This is a genomic window from Acidihalobacter aeolianus (genome assembly GCF_001753165.1).
Taxonomy (GTDB): domain Bacteria; phylum Pseudomonadota; class Gammaproteobacteria; order DSM-5130; family Acidihalobacteraceae; genus Acidihalobacter; species Acidihalobacter aeolianus.
Genome location: NZ_CP017448.1, coordinates 3191782 through 3209010 on the forward strand (window position 1 = coordinate 3191782; position 17229 = coordinate 3209010).

The 17229-nt window shown below is 66.1% G+C and carries 21 protein-coding genes; 5 read left to right on the forward strand and 16 right to left on the reverse strand.

Annotated features, from left to right (window positions below; all coding sequences use genetic code 11):
- The first annotated feature begins 28 nt into the window (after positions 1-28).
- Positions 29-805: a formate dehydrogenase accessory sulfurtransferase FdhD gene (gene fdhD, locus BJI67_RS14880; protein WP_197513160.1), complete on the forward strand. Its 777-nt coding sequence runs from the start codon at positions 29-31 to the stop codon at positions 803-805.
- Here fdhD and gpmI read toward each other — a convergent pair.
- The 10 genes from gpmI to hisB form a co-directional block, all read right to left on the reverse strand.
- On the reverse strand, positions 802-2352 hold the full coding sequence (gpmI, locus tag BJI67_RS14885; RefSeq protein WP_070073703.1) for a 2,3-bisphosphoglycerate-independent phosphoglycerate mutase: 1551 nt from the start codon (positions 2350-2352) through the stop codon (positions 802-804). The genes fdhD and gpmI overlap by 4 nt on opposite strands.
- A gap of 71 nt (positions 2353-2423) precedes the next feature.
- Positions 2424-3419, reverse strand: coding sequence for a twin-arginine translocase subunit TatC (gene tatC / locus BJI67_RS14890; protein WP_070073704.1), 996 nt, complete (start codon positions 3417-3419; stop codon positions 2424-2426).
- Positions 3400-3900: a Sec-independent protein translocase protein TatB gene (gene tatB / locus BJI67_RS14895; RefSeq protein WP_070073705.1), complete on the reverse strand. Its 501-nt coding sequence runs from the start codon at positions 3898-3900 to the stop codon at positions 3400-3402. The genes tatC and tatB overlap by 20 nt, the downstream gene beginning before the upstream one ends.
- Before the next feature lie 39 nt (positions 3901-3939).
- Positions 3940-4188 carry a twin-arginine translocase TatA/TatE family subunit gene (gene tatA, locus BJI67_RS14900; RefSeq protein WP_070073706.1) on the reverse strand — a complete coding sequence of 83 codons (249 nt, stop codon included), beginning with the start codon at positions 4186-4188 and terminating at the stop codon, positions 3940-3942.
- Between the two features lie 105 nt (positions 4189-4293).
- Entirely contained in the window at positions 4294-4614 is a 321-nt protein-coding gene (locus BJI67_RS14905) for a phosphoribosyl-ATP diphosphatase (RefSeq protein ID WP_070073707.1), read from the reverse strand.
- On the reverse strand, positions 4611-5021 hold the full coding sequence (gene hisI / locus BJI67_RS14910; protein WP_231940951.1) for a phosphoribosyl-AMP cyclohydrolase: 411 nt from the start codon (positions 5019-5021) through the stop codon (positions 4611-4613). The genes BJI67_RS14905 and hisI overlap by 4 nt, the downstream gene beginning before the upstream one ends.
- A 43-nt stretch (positions 5022-5064) precedes the next feature.
- Positions 5065-5838: an imidazole glycerol phosphate synthase subunit HisF gene (gene hisF, locus BJI67_RS14915; protein ID WP_070073709.1), complete on the reverse strand. Its 774-nt coding sequence runs from the start codon at positions 5836-5838 to the stop codon at positions 5065-5067.
- A gap of 4 nt (positions 5839-5842) precedes the next feature.
- Complete coding sequence (gene hisA, locus BJI67_RS14920; RefSeq protein WP_070073710.1) at positions 5843-6586, reverse strand: 1-(5-phosphoribosyl)-5-[(5-phosphoribosylamino)methylideneamino]imidazole-4-carboxamide isomerase; 744 nt, start codon at positions 6584-6586, stop codon at positions 5843-5845.
- Between the two features lie 39 nt (positions 6587-6625).
- Positions 6626-7285 (reverse strand): imidazole glycerol phosphate synthase subunit HisH, encoded by a 660-nt coding sequence (gene hisH / locus BJI67_RS14925; RefSeq protein ID WP_070073711.1) that lies wholly within the window; start codon positions 7283-7285, stop codon positions 6626-6628.
- A gap of 301 nt (positions 7286-7586) precedes the next feature.
- A complete protein-coding gene (gene hisB, locus BJI67_RS14930) occupies positions 7587-8180 on the reverse strand; it encodes an imidazoleglycerol-phosphate dehydratase HisB (RefSeq protein ID WP_070073712.1) in 594 nt (197 codons plus the stop codon).
- A gap of 155 nt (positions 8181-8335) precedes the next feature.
- Here hisB and fnr point away from each other — a divergent pair, with 155 nt between their 5' ends.
- Entirely contained in the window at positions 8336-9097 is a 762-nt protein-coding gene (fnr, locus tag BJI67_RS14935) for a fumarate/nitrate reduction transcriptional regulator Fnr (RefSeq protein ID WP_070073713.1), read from the forward strand.
- A 4-nt stretch (positions 9098-9101) separates the two neighbouring features.
- Here the strand turns inward: fnr and dtd are convergent, their stop codons facing one another.
- Together dtd and pip are read right to left on the reverse strand one after the other, a co-directional pair.
- Positions 9102-9563, reverse strand: a complete 462-nt coding sequence (dtd, locus tag BJI67_RS14940; protein ID WP_070073714.1) for a D-aminoacyl-tRNA deacylase — start codon at positions 9561-9563, stop codon at positions 9102-9104.
- The gene (gene pip, locus BJI67_RS14945) at positions 9560-10516 is read right to left on the reverse strand and encodes a prolyl aminopeptidase (protein ID WP_070073715.1); all 957 of its coding nucleotides are present in this window, start codon (positions 10514-10516) and stop codon (positions 9560-9562) included. Before pip ends, dtd begins: the two co-directional genes overlap by 4 nt.
- A 94-nt stretch (positions 10517-10610) precedes the next feature.
- Between pip and BJI67_RS14950 the strand changes: the two genes are divergently transcribed.
- The 3 genes from BJI67_RS14950 (at position 10611) to BJI67_RS14960 (ending at position 13305) form a co-directional block, all read left to right on the forward strand.
- Positions 10611-11366: a tRNA 2-thiocytidine biosynthesis TtcA family protein gene (locus tag BJI67_RS14950; RefSeq protein WP_070074195.1), complete on the forward strand. Its 756-nt coding sequence runs from the start codon at positions 10611-10613 to the stop codon at positions 11364-11366.
- A 4-nt stretch (positions 11367-11370) separates the two neighbouring features.
- Entirely contained in the window at positions 11371-12228 is an 858-nt protein-coding gene (locus BJI67_RS14955; protein ID WP_070073716.1) for a lysophospholipid acyltransferase family protein, read from the forward strand.
- Positions 12229-12330: 102 nt separating this feature from the next.
- On the forward strand, positions 12331-13305 hold the full coding sequence (locus tag BJI67_RS14960; protein WP_083250927.1) for a molybdate ABC transporter substrate-binding protein: 975 nt from the start codon (positions 12331-12333) through the stop codon (positions 13303-13305).
- 55 nt (positions 13306-13360) lie between these two features.
- Here the strand turns inward: BJI67_RS14960 and BJI67_RS14965 are convergent, their stop codons facing one another.
- Genes BJI67_RS14965 through BJI67_RS14980 form a run of 4 tightly spaced genes read right to left on the reverse strand, consistent with a single transcriptional unit; the run spans position 13361 to position 17210 of the window.
- Positions 13361-13684: a tetratricopeptide repeat protein gene (locus BJI67_RS14965; RefSeq protein WP_407922804.1), complete on the reverse strand. Its 324-nt coding sequence runs from the start codon at positions 13682-13684 to the stop codon at positions 13361-13363.
- Positions 13685-13699: 15 nt separating this feature from the next.
- The gene (locus BJI67_RS14970; RefSeq protein WP_070073718.1) at positions 13700-14305 is read right to left on the reverse strand and encodes a class I SAM-dependent methyltransferase; all 606 of its coding nucleotides are present in this window, start codon (positions 14303-14305) and stop codon (positions 13700-13702) included.
- A gap of 1 nt (position 14306) precedes the next feature.
- Positions 14307-15752 (reverse strand): TrkH family potassium uptake protein, encoded by a 1446-nt coding sequence (locus BJI67_RS14975; protein WP_070073719.1) that lies wholly within the window; start codon positions 15750-15752, stop codon positions 14307-14309.
- Between the two features lie 6 nt (positions 15753-15758).
- The gene (locus tag BJI67_RS14980; protein WP_070073720.1) at positions 15759-17210 is read right to left on the reverse strand and encodes a TrkH family potassium uptake protein; all 1452 of its coding nucleotides are present in this window, start codon (positions 17208-17210) and stop codon (positions 15759-15761) included.
- Between the last annotated feature and the right edge of the window lie 19 nt (positions 17211-17229).

Consider the following 17229-nt stretch of genomic DNA (forward strand, 5'->3'; position numbering starts at 1 on the left):
CCGCGGCGTCATCGCCACGCCCGCCCCGGTGGCCACCATCTGGCGTCACCGCAGCGGCGAGGGACTGGCATCCGACCTCGACACGCTGGCCGAGGAGTCGCCGCTGGAGATCCGCTACGGCGACGCAGACAACGAGCGCGTGGTCACCATGCGCACCCCCGGTGCCGATACGCTGCTCGCCGTCGGCCTGCTGCTCGACATGGGGCTGGTGGACGGGCCGGACGACCTGCTGGCGGTGCGCCAGGAGGGCGCCAACAGCATCCGCGTGCGTCTGCGGATGCACAGAGCGCCACCGCCCGTGCGCAAGACCGCGGTGACCAGCGCCTGCGGCGTGTGCGGGGATTCGCGGCTCGAACTCGACCGCCTGCTCGCCAGTCCGCCGCTCGGCGAGGGTCCCGAGGTGCCGATCACGCGCATCCTGGATCTGCCCGAGCGCCTGCGCGCCGCCCAGGCGATGTTCTTGCGCTCGGGGGGGCTGCACGCGGCCGCGCTGTTCACGCTCGACGGTCGGCTGTTACGACTGGAGGAGGATGTCGGCCGGCACAATGCGGTCGACAAGGTGATCGGTTGGGCCTGCCTGGAGCGGCGCCTGCCGCTGCAACGGCAACTGCTGATGGTCAGCGGACGCACCAGCTACGAGATCGTGAAGAAGTGCATCCGCGCACGCCTGCCGCTGCTCGCCGCCGTGTCGGCGCCGAGCAGCCTCGCGGTGGAGCTGGCGGACGCATCGGGGATGACGCTGATCGGCTTCCTGCGCCCGCCGCGCTTCAACGTCTACGCGGGCGAGGCGCGCCTGCGCGGCTAGGCCGAAGCGGCGCCGCCCTCGAGCAGCAGGCTGTGGCCGGTCATCTCGGCCGGCTGTTCGAGGCCCATCAGCTGCAGCAGGGTCGGCGCGATGCCGCTCAGGCCGCCGCCGGTGGCGAGACGCCAGGCGCCTTCGTCGATCAGCAGCAGCGGCACCGGATAGGTGGTGTGCTGCGTGTGCGGCTCGCCGGTGACCGGGTCGACCATCTCGTCGCAGTTGCCGTGATCGGCGGTCAGCAGCACCGAATAGCCCTGCTCGACCGCCGCGTCGAGCACGCGGCCGACCTCGCGATCCAGTGTCTCCACCGCGCGGATCACCGCCTCGCGCACGGCGGTATGCCCCACCATGTCGCCGTTGGCGAAATTCACCACGATGAAGTCGTACTGACTGCTCTCCAGCGCCTTGACCACCTCGTCGGCGACCGCCGCGGCGCTCATTTCCGGCTGCAGGTCGTAGGTCGCCACCTTCGGCGAAGGCACCACCACGCGATCCTCGCCCGGGAAGGGCGTCTCGCCGCCGCCGTTGAAGAAGAAGGTCACGTGCGCGTACTTTTCGGTCTCGGCGCAGTGGAACTGGCGGTAGCCGCCCTCGCTCAGCACCTTGGCAAGACACGTGGTGGGCCGCTCGGGAGTGAAGGCGACCGGCATGCCGTAGCGCGGGTCGTATTCGGTCAAACAGGTGACCGTGACCGGGCGGTAGTCGCCACGTGCGAAACCGTCGAACTCGTCCAGTCCCAGCGCGGCGGCGAGCTGACGCGGTCGGTCGTTGCGGAAATTGAAAAACACCACCTGATCGCCGCCGCGGATGGGTTCTCCGCCGGCGACGATGCGCGGCTTGATGAATTCGTCGGTCTGGCCGTCCGCATGAGCCGCCTCGATACCGCCTTGGGCATCCTCGCAGGCGACGCCCTCGGCATGCACCAGCGCGCGCCAGGCAAGTTCCGTGCGGTCCCAGCGATGGTCGCGATCCATCGCGTAGTAGCGGCCGGTCACGGTCGCGATGCGCCCGCCCGTGGCCGCCAGCTTACGCTCGAGCGCCGGCAGGAAGCCAAGCGAGGATTTGGGGGCGGTGTCGCGACCGTCGGCGATCATATGGACCACCGGGGTCACGCCGTGCTCGGCGCAGAGGTCGATCAACGCGTCGAGGTGGCGTAGGTGACTGTGCACGCCGCCGTCGGACACGAGGCCCAGCAGGTGCAGCGGCCGGCTGGCGGCACCCGCCGCCTTCACCGCCTGCACGAGCACCGGGTTGGCCCGGAACTGCCCGTCGGCGATGGCGTCGTCGATACGCACCAGATCCTGGCGCACGATCATGCCGGAACCCAGGGTGATGTGCCCCACCTCGGAATTGCCCATCTGCCCGTCAGGCAGACCGACGGCGCGCCCGGAGGCCTCCAGCGCGGAATGTGGATGGTGCGAGAAATAGGCATCCAGACGCGGCGTACTGGCCTCGCAGACGGCGTTGTTTTCCTTCGACGGATTGAGGCCGAAGCCGTCGAGGATTATCAAGAGCGCTCGCCGGCGCGGCACCTTGTGCGTCTGCGTCATGATCGTCCCTGTGGTGGTGGCCAGTGCGGGCAGGCGATTTTATCAGGAACGACCGCCCGCGTCCCGCCGCTTCAGGGCTTGCGGTTGTCGTCGCCCTTGTCTTCGGACCCGCTATCGCCTTCGGCATGTGGCACCTCGCCGTCATCGACATGCTGCGCCCGCTCCTGCGCCTCGGCCTCGTCCAGCGCCTGATCCATCGCCTGACCGTTCATCGGTCCGGGGTAGTCCGGCTCGCCCTCGTCCGTCGCGTACTCGTCGGCCTCCGCGGCCTCGCGGGCGGCCTTGCGCTTGTACACGACACGCGAGACCAGCAGGCCGATCTCGAACAGCAACAGCAGGGGAATCGCCAGCGAGACCTGCGACATCACGTCCGGCGGCGTTAGCAGCATGCCGATCACGAACGCTGCCACGATGATGTAGGGTCTCGCCGCTGCCAGCTTCTGTGGGGTGATCACGCCGAGTGCCGTCAGCAGCACGATGGCCACCGGCACCTCGAAGGCGGCACCGAAGGCCAGAAACATATTGAACACGAAGCCGAGGTAAGCACCGATGTCGGTCATCATGCGCACCCCGGCAGGGGTCGACTTCGCGAAGAAATGGAACATCATCGGGAATACGACGAAGTACGCGAAGGCCATGCCGGTGTAGAACAGCAGCGTGCTCGAGATCAGCAGCGGCATGGCCAGACGCTTCTCGTGGCGGTACAGCCCAGGCGCAACGAAGGCCCAGATTTGATACAGCAGGAAGGGCACCGCGATCACCACCGAGACCAGGAAGGTGAGCTTGAACGGCACGATGAAGGGCGCGGCGACGTCGATGGCGATCATGCTGCTGCCCTTGGGCAACTGCGCCACCAGCGGACCCGCCAGCCAGGCGTAAAGCTGGTCGGCAAACGGGCTCAGGCCGATGAACAAAACCAGCACGGCGACGATCGAGCGCAGCAGGCGACTGCGCAGCTCGATCAGATGCGACATCAGGCTGGAAAGGCCACCCTCGGCGGCTTCTGCGCCACCCGCTTCAGCGGGGGGGTCGTCCTCGGGCACGTCCTTATTCGGGTTTTCGGTCATGCGTCGCGTCAGTCTGCGGTTTTGCCGGCTCCGGCGCGGTTTCGTGACTTGCCGCCGGGTCCGGTTCGGCGGGCTTTACCTGTTCGTCGCCGGCATGGCCCTGTGCGGTCTCATCATGCGTCACCACCGGCACTTCCCCGGCCTCGGCCTGGGGCGGATGAGCCGCATCCTCCGAAGATTGCCCGCCCACGCCACGCACCTCGTCGGCAATCTGATCGGCGTTCGTGCGCATCTGATCGCGCGTGTCGCGCAGCATGTCACGCAACTCGCGGATCTCGTCCTCCTGACGCGTCAGCATGCCGCGCAGTTCGTCGGCATTGAGCTCGCGCTCGATCTCGGCACGCACTGTATTGGCGTAGCGACGGAAACGTCCGACCCAGTACCCGACCTTGCGCACCAGGCCTGGCAGACGCTCGGGGCCCACCACGACGAGGGCCACGACCATGATCAGCAGCAGCTCGGAAAAACCCGAGTCGAACATCAGGCCTCCTGGCGTGGATGGGAGCGGCCAGGCGCCGCGTCAGACCTTATCCTTGTCCTTGTGCTGCTCAGCATCGGCATCGAACACCCGCCCTTCGCCTTCCTGCTTGATGCGCGCCGCCGGATCGGCCGGCTTGTCGCCCTCGGCCTCGCCATCCTGCATCGACTTCTTGAAGTTCTTCACCGCGGAACCCAGATCGCCGCCCACATTGCGCAGCTTCTTGGTACCGAACACCAGCACCACCACCAGCAGCAGCACCAGCCATTCATATCCACCCGGAATCAACATATCGGTTCTCCCGCTCAGCGGGCGTGCATGGCATCCACGCCCTTGTCCTGTTCCGGCCAGCCTATTGGTCGGCCCGCCAGACTATCATGCATGCGGCACCCGGGCTCACTGCTCGCGCCGCGCCTTTTCCTCGATGCCCGAAATACCCGTCCTGCGCGCGAGCTCGGTCAGCACGCTATCGGGTCCGAGCCCCTGGTGCGCCAGCAGCACCAGGGTGTGAAACCACAGATCCGCCACCTCGTAGACAATCTTCTCGTCGACGCCATCCTTGGCCGCCATCACGGTCTCGGTCGCCTCTTCCCCGATCTTCTTGAGAATGGCGTCGAGACCCTTGGCGTACAGGCTCGCCACGTACGAACTCTCCGGCGAGGCCTGCTTGCGCTCCTCCAGGGTGCGTGCGAGCTGTTCCAGTATCGCCTCGCTCATCCGTAGATCTCCTCCGGAGACTTGAGCACCGGATCGACCGGCACCCACCGGCCTGCGTGCAGTTCGCTGTAGAAACAGCTTGCCCGCCCGGTGTGGCAGGCGATGCCGCCGAGCTGTTCGACGCTCAGCAGCAGCGCATCGCCGTCGCAGTCGAGGCGCAGGCCGCGCACCCGCTGCACGTGCCCGGATGATTCGCCCTTGCGCCACAAGCGGCTCCTCGAGCGGGACCAGTAGACCGCTTCGCCGGAGTCCGCGGTCAGCGCCAGGGCCTCGCGATTCATCCAGGCGAACATGAGCACCTTTCCGCTTTCCGCATCCTGGGCAATGACGGGCACCAGACCGTCGCTATTCCATCGCACCTCGTCGAGCCAGTCGTTCGAGGGCGGCTGCGTGTTCGTCGCGTTCATCATCCGGATTGTACCTGCACGCACCGCGCCTCGCGCGCCGACTTCACCAGCGAACCTCGATGCCTTCGGCGGCCAGCCGCTCCTTGGCCTCGCCGACCGTATGTTCGCCGAAGTGGAAAATGCTTGCCGCGAGCACCGCATCCGCATGGCCGCGGGTGATGCCCTCGGCCAGATGATTGAGGTTGCCCACACCACCGGAGGCGATCAACGGCACCGGCACGGCCTCGCTGACCGTGCACATCAGTTCGAGATCGAAACCCTCGCGGGTGCCGTCGCGGTCCATGCTGGTCACCAGCAGTTCGCCGGCCCCGTACTCGGCCATGCGTACCGCCCATTCGATGGCGTCGATGCCGGTCGGTCGCCTCCCGCCGTGGGTGAAGATTTCCCAGCGCAGCGGCTCGCCTGGCGCGCTGACGCGCTTGGCATCGATGGCCACCACGATGCACTGGTTGCCGAAGCGCTCGGCGGCCTCGCGCACGAATTCGGGCCGCGCCACCGCGGCCGAGTTGATCGCCACCTTGTCGGCCCCGGCATTGAGGATGCGACGGATGTCCTCCAGGGTGCGGATACCGCCGCCGACGGTCAGGGGAATGAAGACCTGCGCGGCCACGGCCTCGACCACGTGGGCCATGGTCTCGCGTTCGTCGCTGCTGGCGGTGATGTCGAGGAAGGTGATCTCGTCCGCGCCCTGCTCGCCGTAGCGGCGCGCGACCTCCACCGGGTCGCCGGCGTCGCGGATGTCGACGAAGCGCACGCCCTTGACCACGCGGCCATTGTCGACGTCGAGGCAGGGAATGATGCGCTTGGCGAGCGGCATGACTTCAGTCCGCTGACGCGAGTTCGTCGGCGCGCTTCTGCGCCGCAGTGAAGTCCAGCGTGCCCTCGTACAGCGCACGGCCGATGATCACGCCACTGACGCCCTCGTCCTCCACCGCGCACAGGGCCTCGATGTCGTCCATGTTGTTGACGCCTCCGGAAGCGATCACCGGGATATGCACCGACTGCGCCAGCCGAGTGGTCGCCTCGACATTGACGCCGCTGAGCATGCCGTCGCGATTGATGTCGGTGTACACGATGGCGGCCACCCCGTCCTGCTCGAAATGCTGGGCCAGGTCGATGACGTCATGGTTGGACAGCTTCGACCAGCCATCGACCGCGACGCGTCCGTCCTTGGCGTCCAGTCCGACGATGATGTGCTGTGGAAACTCCAGGCAGAGGTCGTTGACGAAATGCGGCGCGCTCACCGCCTTGGTGCCGATGATGACGTAGCTGACGCCGGCGTCGAGATAGGCCTGCACCGTATCCGCGTCGCGGACCCCGCCGCCGACCTGCACCGGCACGTCGGGATAGGTGCGCGCGATCTGCTCGACGATCGCCGCATTGCGCCGGCTGCCGGCAAAGGCGCCGTCGAGATCGACCAAATGCAGCCGCCTCGCGCCGGCAGCCACCCAGCGCTCAGCCACCGCCAGGGGGTCTTCGGAAAAGACCGTGGCATCCTCCATGCGCCCCTGCCGCAGGCGTACGCATTGCCCGTCTTTGAGATCGATCGCCGGTATCAACAACATGAACCCCTACCTCCCATCATCATTGCATTTGCCAGCCATTTAAGTTGTCTGGGGTTCGCCATTCCAGCGCGCGAAATTATGCAGGAGGCGCAAACCGGCCTCCGCGCTTTTCTCAGGGTGGCACTGAATGGCAAAAATGTTGTCGCACGCCAGCGCGGCGCAGAAATCGATGCCGTACTCCGCGGTACCGGCGACGATGCCCGGGTCCGCGGGTGCGGCATAGTAGCTGTGCACGAAATAGAAGCGCGAAAGATCGGGTATCCCCGACCATAGCGGATGCGCGCGCGCCTGCCGCACCTGATTCCAACCCATGTGCGGGATCTTGAGCCTCTCGCCGGTACGCGAATCGCGGGGTGACACGCCGAAATAGCGCACCGTCCCGGGAAACAGGCCGAGCAGCTGGATGCCGCCGTTCTCCTCGCTATGTTCGAGCAGCACCTGCATACCCATGCAGATGCCGAGAAACGGCCGCTGGCCGGCCACGGTCTTCACGACCTCGGTCAATTCGTGCGCAGCGATCTCGTGCATGCAGTCGCGTGCCGCACCCTGCCCGGGGAAGACAATGCGGTCGGCCGACAGCACCGCCTGCGGCGAGGAGGTCACTACGATGCGATCGCCGGCCGGTGCCACGCGCGACAGCGCGTTGACAACCGAACGCAGGTTGCCCATGCCGTAATCGATGACTGCCAGGACGGCCATATCTTTAGTGAACCGGTCTTGAGTTCGTGGTTGTCTTAGGGCCTGTTCACGCTATGGGACGGTTGCTGCCGGAGCCGCTTTGCGTGGTTCGCCAGGCGCCGTGAGCACGGCGCGGCCGGCCACATGAGCGAACGGCAACACCGCGAGACGCAAAGAGCGGCCCGGCCCTACGGATCGCGGCTGAAAAACCGCCACTCGGCGTTGCTCGTCGCTGATTTGGAATCACCAAACTACGCTCCTCGCGCCTTGATTGGCGGTTTTTCAGTCACAACAGCACTCCACCCCATAGCGTGAACAGCCCCTAGAGTGCGCCCTTGGTCGAAGGCAACGTCCCCGCGGCGCGGGGGTCGGCTTCCACCGCCATGCGCAGGGCACGGCCCAGGGCCTTGAAGACGGTCTCGGCGATATGGTGCGCGTTGCGCCCCCGCAGGCTGTCGACATGCAGGGAAACGCCTGCATGATTGACGAAGCCCTGCAGGAACTCGTGGATCAGATCGACATCGAACTCGCCGATGCGTGCGCGGCGATAGTCCACCTCGTGGACCAGCCCGGGGCGCCCGGAGCAGTCGACGACGACGCGCGCGAGGGCCTCGTCGAGCGGTACGTAGGCATGCCCGTAGCGACGGATACCGCGCTTGTCGCCCAACGCCTTGGCGAAGGCCTGGCCCAGGGTGATGCCGATATCCTCGAGCGTATGATGCGCGTCGATCTGTAGATCGCCCTGCGCCTCCACTTCGAGGTCGAGCAGCCCATGACGGCCCACCTGGTCGAGCATATGGTCGAAGAAGGGCACACCCGTGTCGAGACGGGTCTGGCCGGTGCCGTCCAGATCGACGCGAACGCGGATCCGGGTTTCCAGGGTTTCGCGCTGAACTTCAGCCGTACGTGCTTGCATGATGGATGCCGACAGGGCGGGCGGTAGTCGGGTGTCAGAGCATAACATAATGTATCCATAGCCCAAGCGAATAGCATCCTGGGCACTGGCGATACGCAGAGTGCAAATTTTTGTTAAGCTAGCGACCCATTGGCTGGCTTGGGAGGATACGCTGCGTGGAGCCGACGTCGTCGTTCAACATCCGCACATTGTCCCGCGCCTGCAACGAATGTCAGCTTCAGGATCTTTGTCTACCGCTAGGCCTGTCCCGCGGCGACATCGAACGCCTCGACAAGATCGTCAACCGGCGCCGCCCCCTGCAACGCGGCGCCACGCTGTTCCGCCAGGGAGAGGCCTTCCAGGCGCTGTATGCGGTTCGTTCCGGATCGATCAAGACCTACTCCAGCACCAACGGTGGCGAGGAACAGATTCACGCCTTCCTGCTGCCGGGTGAACTGCTCGGGCTCGACGCCATCGGCGGTGGACTCCACCCGGAATCGGCCGTGGCCCTGGAAACCACCAGCGTCTGCGAACTGCCCTTTGACCGCCTGCAATCGCTGGCGCACGAGGTCGACGGACTGCAGCGACAGTTGCTGCGCATCATGAGTCGAGAGCTCAACTCCGACGAACAGTTCATGCGTCTGCTCGCCAACCGTAGCGCCGAGGAGCGGCTGGCCAGCTTCCTGCTCAACCTCGCCTCACGCTTCGAACTGCGCGGCTACTCCGCACAAGCCTTCAATCTGAGCATGTCGCGCAGCGACATCGGCAATTACCTCGGCCTCGCGGTCGAGACCGTGAGCCGGCTGTTCACCCGTTTTCAGCAGGACGGGCTGATCGCCGTCGAGCGCAAGGCGATTCGGTTGCTCGAACGCGAACGCCTCTCCGAGCTCTGCAATCTGGGCGTCCCGGTCGCCCCACCCAAGCACTACCAGGGCTGATCCACTACACGCGACCAGCCTCGTCCGGCGGTACCCTCAAGCGGAAGGTGACCGGCCCCTCGTTGACCAGTGCAACCGACATATTCGCCCCAAAGCGCCCTGTGGCCACCGGCGCATGCTGCGCTCTTGCGGCGCCGACCAGATGCTCGAAGCACGCCCGCGCCTGCTCCGGATCGGCCGCCGAGGCAAAACCCGGACGCATGCCCTTATCCGTATCCGCCGCGAGCGTGAACTGGGAAACCAGCAACAACCCCCCTTGGGTATCGCGCAGGCTCAGATTCATCCGGCCCTCACAGTCGGCGAACACCCGATAGCCGAGGATACGTTCCAGGATTCGATCCGCCTGCGCGAAGCCGTCGCCGCGCTCGACGCCCAGCAGTACCATCAAACCCGCACCGATTTCGCCCACCGTCTCGCCCTCGACGCTGACGCTGGCCTGGCTGACGCGCTGCAGCAGGGCGATCACGCCAACCGCGCCGCCAAACCGTTGGTGGCCCGGATCAAGGCGTCCACGATGCCCGGCTCAGCCGCCGAATGCCCGGCATCGGGCACGATCTCCAGCTGTGAGCCCGACCAGGCCTGGGACAACGCCCAGGCCTGGTCGACGGGGCAGATCACGTCATAACGGCCATGCACGATGACCCCGGGAGTGCCCGCCAGCCGCCCGGCTTGCGCCAGCAACTGATCCGGCTCCAGGAAACCCTGGTGCACGAAGTAGTGATTTTCGATCCGCGCCAGCGCCAGGGCCACGTGGGGATCGGCGAAGTGTTCCTCCACCGTCACGTTGGGATACAACGTCGCAGTACGCCCCTCCCACAGCGACCAGGCCCGTGCTGCCGCCATCCTCGCCACCTCGTCTTCGCCCACCAGGCGGCGACGGTAGGCGCCCACCAGATCGCCGCGCTCGGCAGCGGGTATGGGGGCCAGGAAATCCTGCCAGTAATCGGGGAACAGACGACCCGCGCCGGACTGATAGAACCAGGCGATGTCCTGTGCGCGGCACAGGAAGATGCCGCGCAGGACCGCTCCGCGCACGCGCTCAGGATGCGCTTCCGCATAGGCAAGACCCAGGGTGGCGCCCCACGACCCTCCGAATAGCACCCAACGATCGATTTCCAGGTATTCCCGAATGCGCTCGATGTCGGCGACCAGATGGGCGGTCGTGTTGTCGGTCAGTTCCGCATGCGGGGTGGAGCGCCCGCTGCCACGCTGGTCGAAAAGCACGATACGATAGATCGCCGGATCGAAAAACCGGCGGTGCCAGGCCTCGCAGCCCGAGCCGGGGCCGCCGTGCAGAAACACCACCGGCAGACCGTCCGGCCGGCCGCACTCCTCCACATACAGGGTATGGCGATCGTCCACCTCCAACGCGTGCGTGCGATAGGGCAGAATATTGGGGAACAGGCTCAAGCGGTTCATCGGTCTTCCTTCTGCATGAATGGCCGGGCACGCCGCACAGCATAACCCGGTCCGCGCGCTTGCCATTGCGCGCCGGTCAACCTATTTTGCGCGCATGAACACTCCACATCCCATTCCGGCTCCGCCGCCGAAGTCGCTGACCCGCCTCACCGGGCGCGCCCTGGTCGATTTTCGCATGATCCGCGAGGGCGACCGCGTCCTGCTCGGCCTATCCGGCGGCAAGGACTCGCTCAGCCTGCTGATGCTGCTGCTGCACTTCCAGCGGCGAGCGCCGATCCGTTTCGAGCTCGGCGCGGTCACCGTCGACCCGCAGTCGCCGGATTTCGATCCCAGCCCGCTGATCCCCTATCTGGCCGCACTCGGCGTGCCATATCTCTACGAGCGCGAACGGATACTCGAACTGGCCGAGTCGCACATGGACAACGACTCGTTCTGCGCCTTCTGCGCACGCATGAAGCGCGGCGTGATGTACTCGGCCGCACGGCGCGAGGGCTACAATGTCATCGCCCTGGCGCAGCACCTGGACGATCTGGCGGAGAGCTTCCTGATGTCGGCCTTTCATGGCGGCCAGCTGCGCACCATGAAGGCCCACTATCGCATCGATGCCGGCGACCTGCGCGTGATCCGCCCGCTGGTCTACGTGCGCGAACGCCAGACGCGCGCCTTTGCCGAAAGTGCACATCTGCCGGTGATCAGCGAAAACTGCCCCGCCTGCTTCGCCATGCCGACGCAGCGCGAGCACATGAAGCAGCTGCTCGCGCAACAGGAGGCCGAGCAACCGCGGCTGTTCCGCAATCTGCTTTCCACGCTCAGACCGCTGATGTCCGCGGGGCTCCCGGACGACGCCTGACCCCGTGCGCGAACTCCTCGTCCGCTGGCTGCTCGGGCTGTTCGCCCACCTGCCGCTGCGCACCAACCAGACCCTCGGCGGCGCGCTGGGCGCGCTGGCCTGGCGGCTGTCGCCCAAGCTGCGTCGGGAAACCCTCGACAACCTCGCCCGCTGTTTTCCGGAACATGACCCTGCCTGGCGGCTGCGCATCGGTCGTCGCAGCCTGATCGAAAGCGCGCGCGCCATGGCCGAGGCGCCCTGGCTATGGCGTCAGGACGCCCGCAAACTGCGCAGCCTGCTGAGCTACGGCGAACACGCCGAATTGCTCGAGACCGCCGGCGCACACGGCGAGGCGATCATCGCGACGCCCCATCTCGGCAGTTGGGAATTCGCCGGTTTATGCCTGGCCACCCTGCGCCCGACCACCGCGCTCTACCGTCCTCCGCGCATGAAGACCCTGGACGGCTTCATCCGCGGAGCGCGCAGCCGCACCGGTTCCGAGCTTGTCCCCACGACGCTGGCGGGCCTGCGCGCGCTGCGGCGCAGGCTGGACGATGGCGGCGTCGTCGGCATGCTGCCCGATCAGACGCCCAAGGGCAGCGGCGGCGTATTCGCCCCCTTCTTCGGCCAGCCGGCCTACACCATGCGTCTGCTGTCGCAGCTGGCGCGACGCGCGCACACGCCGGTCGTGCTCGCCTTCTGCGAGCGCCTGCCGCGCGGCCGGGGCTATCGCGTGCACTGCGTTGCAGCCGGGCCCGAGATCCACGCCGAGGACCCCGCCGTCGCGGCCGGCGAACTCAATCGCTGCATCGAGACATTGATCCGTCTATGCCCCGAGCAGTATCTGTGGAGCTATCGGCGCTTCGCGCGTCGCCCCGGCTAAGAGCCGACCAAACGCCGCCCTGCCCTCTTGCGTCGACTAGACTCATTAGCTGTCCCGATCATCCCGGGACAGACAACTATCACAACGAAAGGGGGATTCACCATGTTGCGCAATCTGTTGCTCGTTTCCGCCATCGGCCTGCTGCCGGCAGCCGCCATGGCCGCCAGCCACGAGGCCATGGCGGTGAACAAGGATGCCGCAGGGCTGCATCACGACTACCGGACCTTCGAATCCGGTGGGAAGGTCGCCTACGGCCGGATCGGCGATTCCTACAAGGCCGATCTCGTCATGTATCTCGCCGGCAATCAGTTCATGGTCATGGACGATCTGATCAAGGACTTCCAGAAGCGCCATCCGGACATCAGGTCCGTGTACGTCGAGACCATCCCGCCCGGCCAGATCCTGAAGGGCCAGATCCTCAACCAGGGCGAGATCAACAAGCAGAAGACGGCCAGGAATCCGGATCTGTACGCCAGCGTCAATCTCGACCACCTGCGCACGCTGGCCGGCAAGGGGCTGATGAAGGAGTACATGATCTACACCCACAACAAGCTGGAGATCATGGTCGGCAAGGGCAATCCCAAGGGCATCACGGGCGTGGCCGACCTGGCGCGCGACGATGTGGTGGTCTCGCTGCCCAATCCGATAACCGAGGGCATCGCCAAGTTCTACGTGATGCCCATGCTCAAGCAGAACGGCCTCTACGAAAAACTGACCGCGGACCGTAGCTGCAAGCACTGCTGGGCGATCCCCAAGAAGACCTGGTTTACCGCCCGCCACCACCGCGAAACGCCCTACCGCATTGCGCACGGCACGGCGGACGCGGGCATCCTGTGGGCTACCGAGGTGGTCTATGCCCAGTCGCTGGGCAGCCCGGTGGAGGGTGTCGCCCTGCCGCCCAAGGACAGCATGGCCGACCAGGTCGGCTACGCCATCGGCGGCCTGACCAACGGGCGCAATCAGGCCAATGCCAAGCGATTCCTGGAATACCTGGCCACCGACTCGGCACAGGCGATCTACGAGAAGCACGGCTTCATCCGCGCCACGCCAAAGGAGCTCGAACTCAAGGCGCTCTGAGCGGACGGGCTTTCTGCTGAAACGGGCCGGATGCCGGGCATCCGGCCCGTTCGTTCTATTTGGGCGCTTCCCCGGCGCGCGCCAGGCGTCGGCGAAACACGGCCATCTCCTTGGCTGCCTGCTTGTCGCCGCGCGCCTCGGCTACTTCGATTCCGCGGTCGTAGGCCTCGATTGCCGCGTCGGTCTGGCCCGCATCCGCAAGGGCACGCCCCAGCAGCTTCCATGCAGCCGAATACTGGGAATCCTGCGCCACCGCCTCGCGCAGATGCGCGACGGCCTCGTCCACCCGCCCGGCCTTGAGACAGGCTCCGCCCAGGGTGAAACGCAGCAGGGCGTTGTCCTGCCCCGCGGCGAGCATGGCCTCGAAACGCTCGATCATGTCCATGACGCCAGGCTAAGCCGGCAAGGGCGGGTCGGCAAGCCCGCCCGGCAACCGCCGGAACACCGCGTAGACCTCGTCGCGCAGCCCCTGCGTCGTATCGCCGAGCGCACCCTCCTCGCGGTACACGCAGAGCGCCAGTGTCGGAAAGAGGCGCGGCAGCTCGCCGCACGCAAGCCGGAAAGCCGGGCGGCGCGGCCCGCGCGCGGGGTCGACTTCCGCCGGGCCGAAGGTCTGGTAGAACAGCAGTCCGCCCGGTTTCAGCGCATCGGCCAGTCGCGGCGCCAGTGCACGTTCCAGAAAGCGGCTCACCACGATGACGTCGAAGGCCTCGGCCGGCGGTGGATCGGCGACCACGTCCCTGATCTCCGTCGCCAGCCCCAGACCCACGGCCGCACGTTCGAGGGCCGCAATCGCCGTCGGCGAACTGTCCCAGGCAGCGGTATCCAACCCGCGATGCGCCAGGAACAGGGCGTTGGCGCCCAGGCCGCAGGCGAGATCCAGCGCACGCCCCTGCGCCGGCAGCAAGTGCGCGAAATCGAGCAGGACCTGCGCCGGTTGCGCTTCGCGCAGGTCGCGTCCGGCGTAGCGCACGTCCCAGTCGGGCGTATCGCCGGACATCTCAAGTCCGCCAGTACATGGGCGTTAGCAGCACCAGCAGGGTGAATACCTCCAGGCGCCCGACCAGCATCGCGAAGGAGCAGATCCACTTGGCCGGCTCGCTGATGCCGGCGAAGTTGGCGAATACCGAGCCGAGACCCGGCCCCATGTTGTTGATGCAGGCGGACACCGCCGAAAACGCCGTCACCCAGTCCAGCCCTGCCGCCATCAGCGCGAGCATGAACATGAGATAGACCAGCACGTACGCCGCGAGAAAGCTCCAGATCGCGCTCACCACCCGTTCCGGCAATACCGTCTTGCCCAGCTTGACCGGCACCACCGCGCGCGGGTGATTCAGGCGGTGCAGTTCGCGGAAACTCTGCTTGACCACGAGCAGCACCCGCACCACCTTCATGCCGCCGGCCGTCGAACCGGCGCAACCGCCGACGATGGGAATCAGCATCAGCAGCACCGGCAGATACAGCGGCCAGTGATTGAACGGGGCGCTGGTGAAACCGCAGCAGGTCAGCGTCGTTAGCACCTGAAAGGCAGCGTAGCGCAGGTCGGTCAGGAAACCGGGATAGGTGCGGGTGAACCACAACGTGAGGGTAACCACCAGGATACTGGCGGCGACGAAACCGATGTAGGCGCGCACTTCCGGGTCGCTGACGTAGGGGCGCGCCGAGCCACGCATGATTGCCAGGTAATGCACCGCGAAGTTCATGCCGGAGAGGAACATGAAAACATCGGCGACGCCGTCGATCCATGGACTGTTCCAGTACGCGAAGCTGGCATCGTGGGTGGAAAAACCACCGGTGGCGATGGTGGCGAAGGCCTGACACACCGCGTCGAAAAAGCTCATCCCTGCGACCCAGTAGCCGATGATGCAGGCGACGGTGAGGCCCACGTAGATGCTCCACAGCGCGCGCGCGGTGTGCTCCAGTCGCGGCGTCAGCTTCTCGTCCTTCATCGGCCCCGGCGTCTCCGCCTTGAACAGCTGCATGCCGCCGACGCGAAGCATGGGCAGCACGGCGATGGCCAGCACGATGATGCCCATGCCGCCCAGCCAGTTGAGCTGGGCGCGGTAATACAGGATCGATTTCGGCAGCTTGTCGAGGCCGACGATCACCGTCGCCCCGGTGGTGGTGAACCCGGACACGGATTCGAAGAAGGCGTCGGTGAAATCGAGATGCGGGCTGAAGTGGAAGGGCAGCGTACTCACCGTCGACAGGATCACCCAGTACAGAGCGACGATCAGGAAGCCCTCCCGCCTGCGCAGTTCCTGGCGGCTGTCGCGTACCGGGAACCAGACAACAAAGCCGAGCAGGAAGGTCACCAGGAACGAATCGAGGAAATATCCGGCCTGGCCGTCGTCGTAGATCAGCGAGACGATCGCCGGGATCAGCATGGTCACGCTGTATGCGGCGATCAGGGCACCCAGTACCCGCTGGACGGCGGCGAACTGCATCTCAGGTCAACGCCGCCAGAAGCCAGGGGTGAACAGCACCAGTGGAGTGAATATCTCCAGCCGGCCGAACAGCATGGCAAGGCTCAGCACCCATTTGGCATAGGGGTTGAGGTGCGCGTAATTGTCGCCCACCGCGCCCAAGCCCGGGCCCAGATTGTTCATGCACGCGGCGACCGCCGAAAAGGCGGTCACCTGATCGAGTCCGGTCGCCATGAGCAGCAGCATGAACACGCTGAAGGTGGCCACGTAGGCCGCGAAGAACCCCCAGACGGCGTCGATGACGCGGTCGTCCACCGGGCGCCGGCCGATCTTGACCGCAAACTGCCCGCTCGGGTGCACCAGGCGCATCAGCTCGCGCACGCCCTGCTTGAACAGCAGCAGAAAGCGCACCACTTTGATGCCGCCGCCGGTCGAACCGGCGCAGCCGCCGATGAAGCTGGCGAAGATCAGCAGGGCTGGAAGAAAGCCCGGCCAGTGATGATAGGCCGCGGTGGTGAAACCCGTGGTGGTGCCGAGGGAAACCGCCTGGAACAGGCCTTGGCGGAAATCGGTGCCGAAATGCGTGTAATGGCCGGTGATGTACAGGTAGCCTATGGTGATCACGGCGAGGGCGGCGAGAATGCCGAAATAGGTCCTGAACTCGGCATCCTGCAGGTAAGGTCGCAGGCTCATGCGCCGCAGCGCAACGAAATGCAGGCCGAAATTCGCCCCGGCCAGCAGCATGAAAACGATGGCAACGCCCTCGATCTCCGGACTGCGGAAGTAACCCAGACTGGCGTCGTGGGTCGAGAAGCCGCCGATCGACACCGTCGAGAAACTCTGCGCGATGGCATCGAACACATCCATTCCGGCGATCCAATAGGCTACCGCGCAGGCCACGGTCAGGCCGAGATAGATGTACCACAGGGCCTTGGCTGTCTCCGCAATGCGCGGCGTCAGCTTGGCATCCTTGACTGGACCCGGCGTCTCCGCGCGGTACAGCTGCATGCCGCCGACCCCGAGCATGGGCAGCACTGCCACCGCCAGCACGATGATGCCCATGCCGCCTAGCCACTGCAGCTCCTGACGGTAGAACAGGATCGACTTGGGCAGCGCGTCTAGGCCGACGATGACCGTGGCCCCCGTGGTGGTCAGCCCCGACATCGACTCGAACACGGCATCGGTCACCGACAGGTGCGGTGCCGTCGCCAGGGTCAGGGGTATCGCGCCGAACAGGCCCAGGACCAGCCAGAAGGACACGGCGACGAGGAAGCCGTCGCGTAGGCGCAGTTCGCGCCGCTCACGCCGGGCCGGCCACCACAGCGCGAAGCCCGTCGCCAGGGTAATCAGGAAGGCATCGAGAAATGGGCGCACGCCCACGTCGCCGTAGATCACGCCTACCCCCGCCGGCGGCAGCAGGGTCAGGCTGAACACCACCAGCAACAGCCCGAGTATGCGTTGGATGACGCGTGGTTGCATGCAGCTCCCTGGCTTCGTT

What these genes read in the sequence shown, in the direction of transcription:
- gpmI (WP_070073703.1), bottom strand. Translation starts at nt 2,352, where the DNA reads ATGACGCAGACGCACAAGGTGCCGCGCCGGCGAGCGCTCTTGATAATC.
- tatC (WP_070073704.1), bottom strand. Translation starts at nt 3,419, where the DNA reads ATGACCGAAAACCCGAATAAGGACGTGCCCGAGGACGACCCCCCCGCT.
- tatB (WP_070073705.1), bottom strand. Translation starts at nt 3,900, where the DNA reads ATGTTCGACTCGGGTTTTTCCGAGCTGCTGCTGATCATGGTCGTGGCC.
- tatA (WP_070073706.1), bottom strand. Translation starts at nt 4,188, where the DNA reads ATGTTGATTCCGGGTGGATATGAATGGCTGGTGCTGCTGCTGGTGGTG.
- BJI67_RS14905 (WP_070073707.1), bottom strand. Translation starts at nt 4,614, where the DNA reads ATGAGCGAGGCGATACTGGAACAGCTCGCACGCACCCTGGAGGAGCGC.
- hisI (WP_231940951.1), bottom strand. Translation starts at nt 5,021, where the DNA reads ATGAACGCGACGAACACGCAGCCGCCCTCGAACGACTGGCTCGACGAG.
- hisF (WP_070073709.1), bottom strand. Translation starts at nt 5,838, where the DNA reads ATGCCGCTCGCCAAGCGCATCATTCCCTGCCTCGACGTCGACAATGGC.
- hisA (WP_070073710.1), bottom strand. Translation starts at nt 6,586, where the DNA reads ATGTTGTTGATACCGGCGATCGATCTCAAAGACGGGCAATGCGTACGC.
- hisH (WP_070073711.1), bottom strand. Translation starts at nt 7,285, where the DNA reads ATGGCCGTCCTGGCAGTCATCGATTACGGCATGGGCAACCTGCGTTCG.
- hisB (WP_070073712.1), bottom strand. Translation starts at nt 8,180, where the DNA reads ATGCAAGCACGTACGGCTGAAGTTCAGCGCGAAACCCTGGAAACCCGG.
- pip (WP_070073715.1), bottom strand. Translation starts at nt 10,516, where the DNA reads ATGAACCGCTTGAGCCTGTTCCCCAATATTCTGCCCTATCGCACGCAC.
- BJI67_RS14950 (WP_070074195.1), top strand. Translation starts at nt 10,611, where the DNA reads ATGAACACTCCACATCCCATTCCGGCTCCGCCGCCGAAGTCGCTGACC.
- BJI67_RS14960 (WP_083250927.1), top strand. Translation starts at nt 12,331, where the DNA reads ATGTTGCGCAATCTGTTGCTCGTTTCCGCCATCGGCCTGCTGCCGGCA.
- BJI67_RS14965 (WP_407922804.1), bottom strand. Translation starts at nt 13,684, where the DNA reads ATGATCGAGCGTTTCGAGGCCATGCTCGCCGCGGGGCAGGACAACGCC.
- BJI67_RS14970 (WP_070073718.1), bottom strand. Translation starts at nt 14,305, where the DNA reads ATGTCCGGCGATACGCCCGACTGGGACGTGCGCTACGCCGGACGCGAC.
- BJI67_RS14975 (WP_070073719.1), bottom strand. Translation starts at nt 15,752, where the DNA reads ATGCAGTTCGCCGCCGTCCAGCGGGTACTGGGTGCCCTGATCGCCGCA.
- BJI67_RS14980 (WP_070073720.1), bottom strand. Translation starts at nt 17,210, where the DNA reads ATGCAACCACGCGTCATCCAACGCATACTCGGGCTGTTGCTGGTGGTG.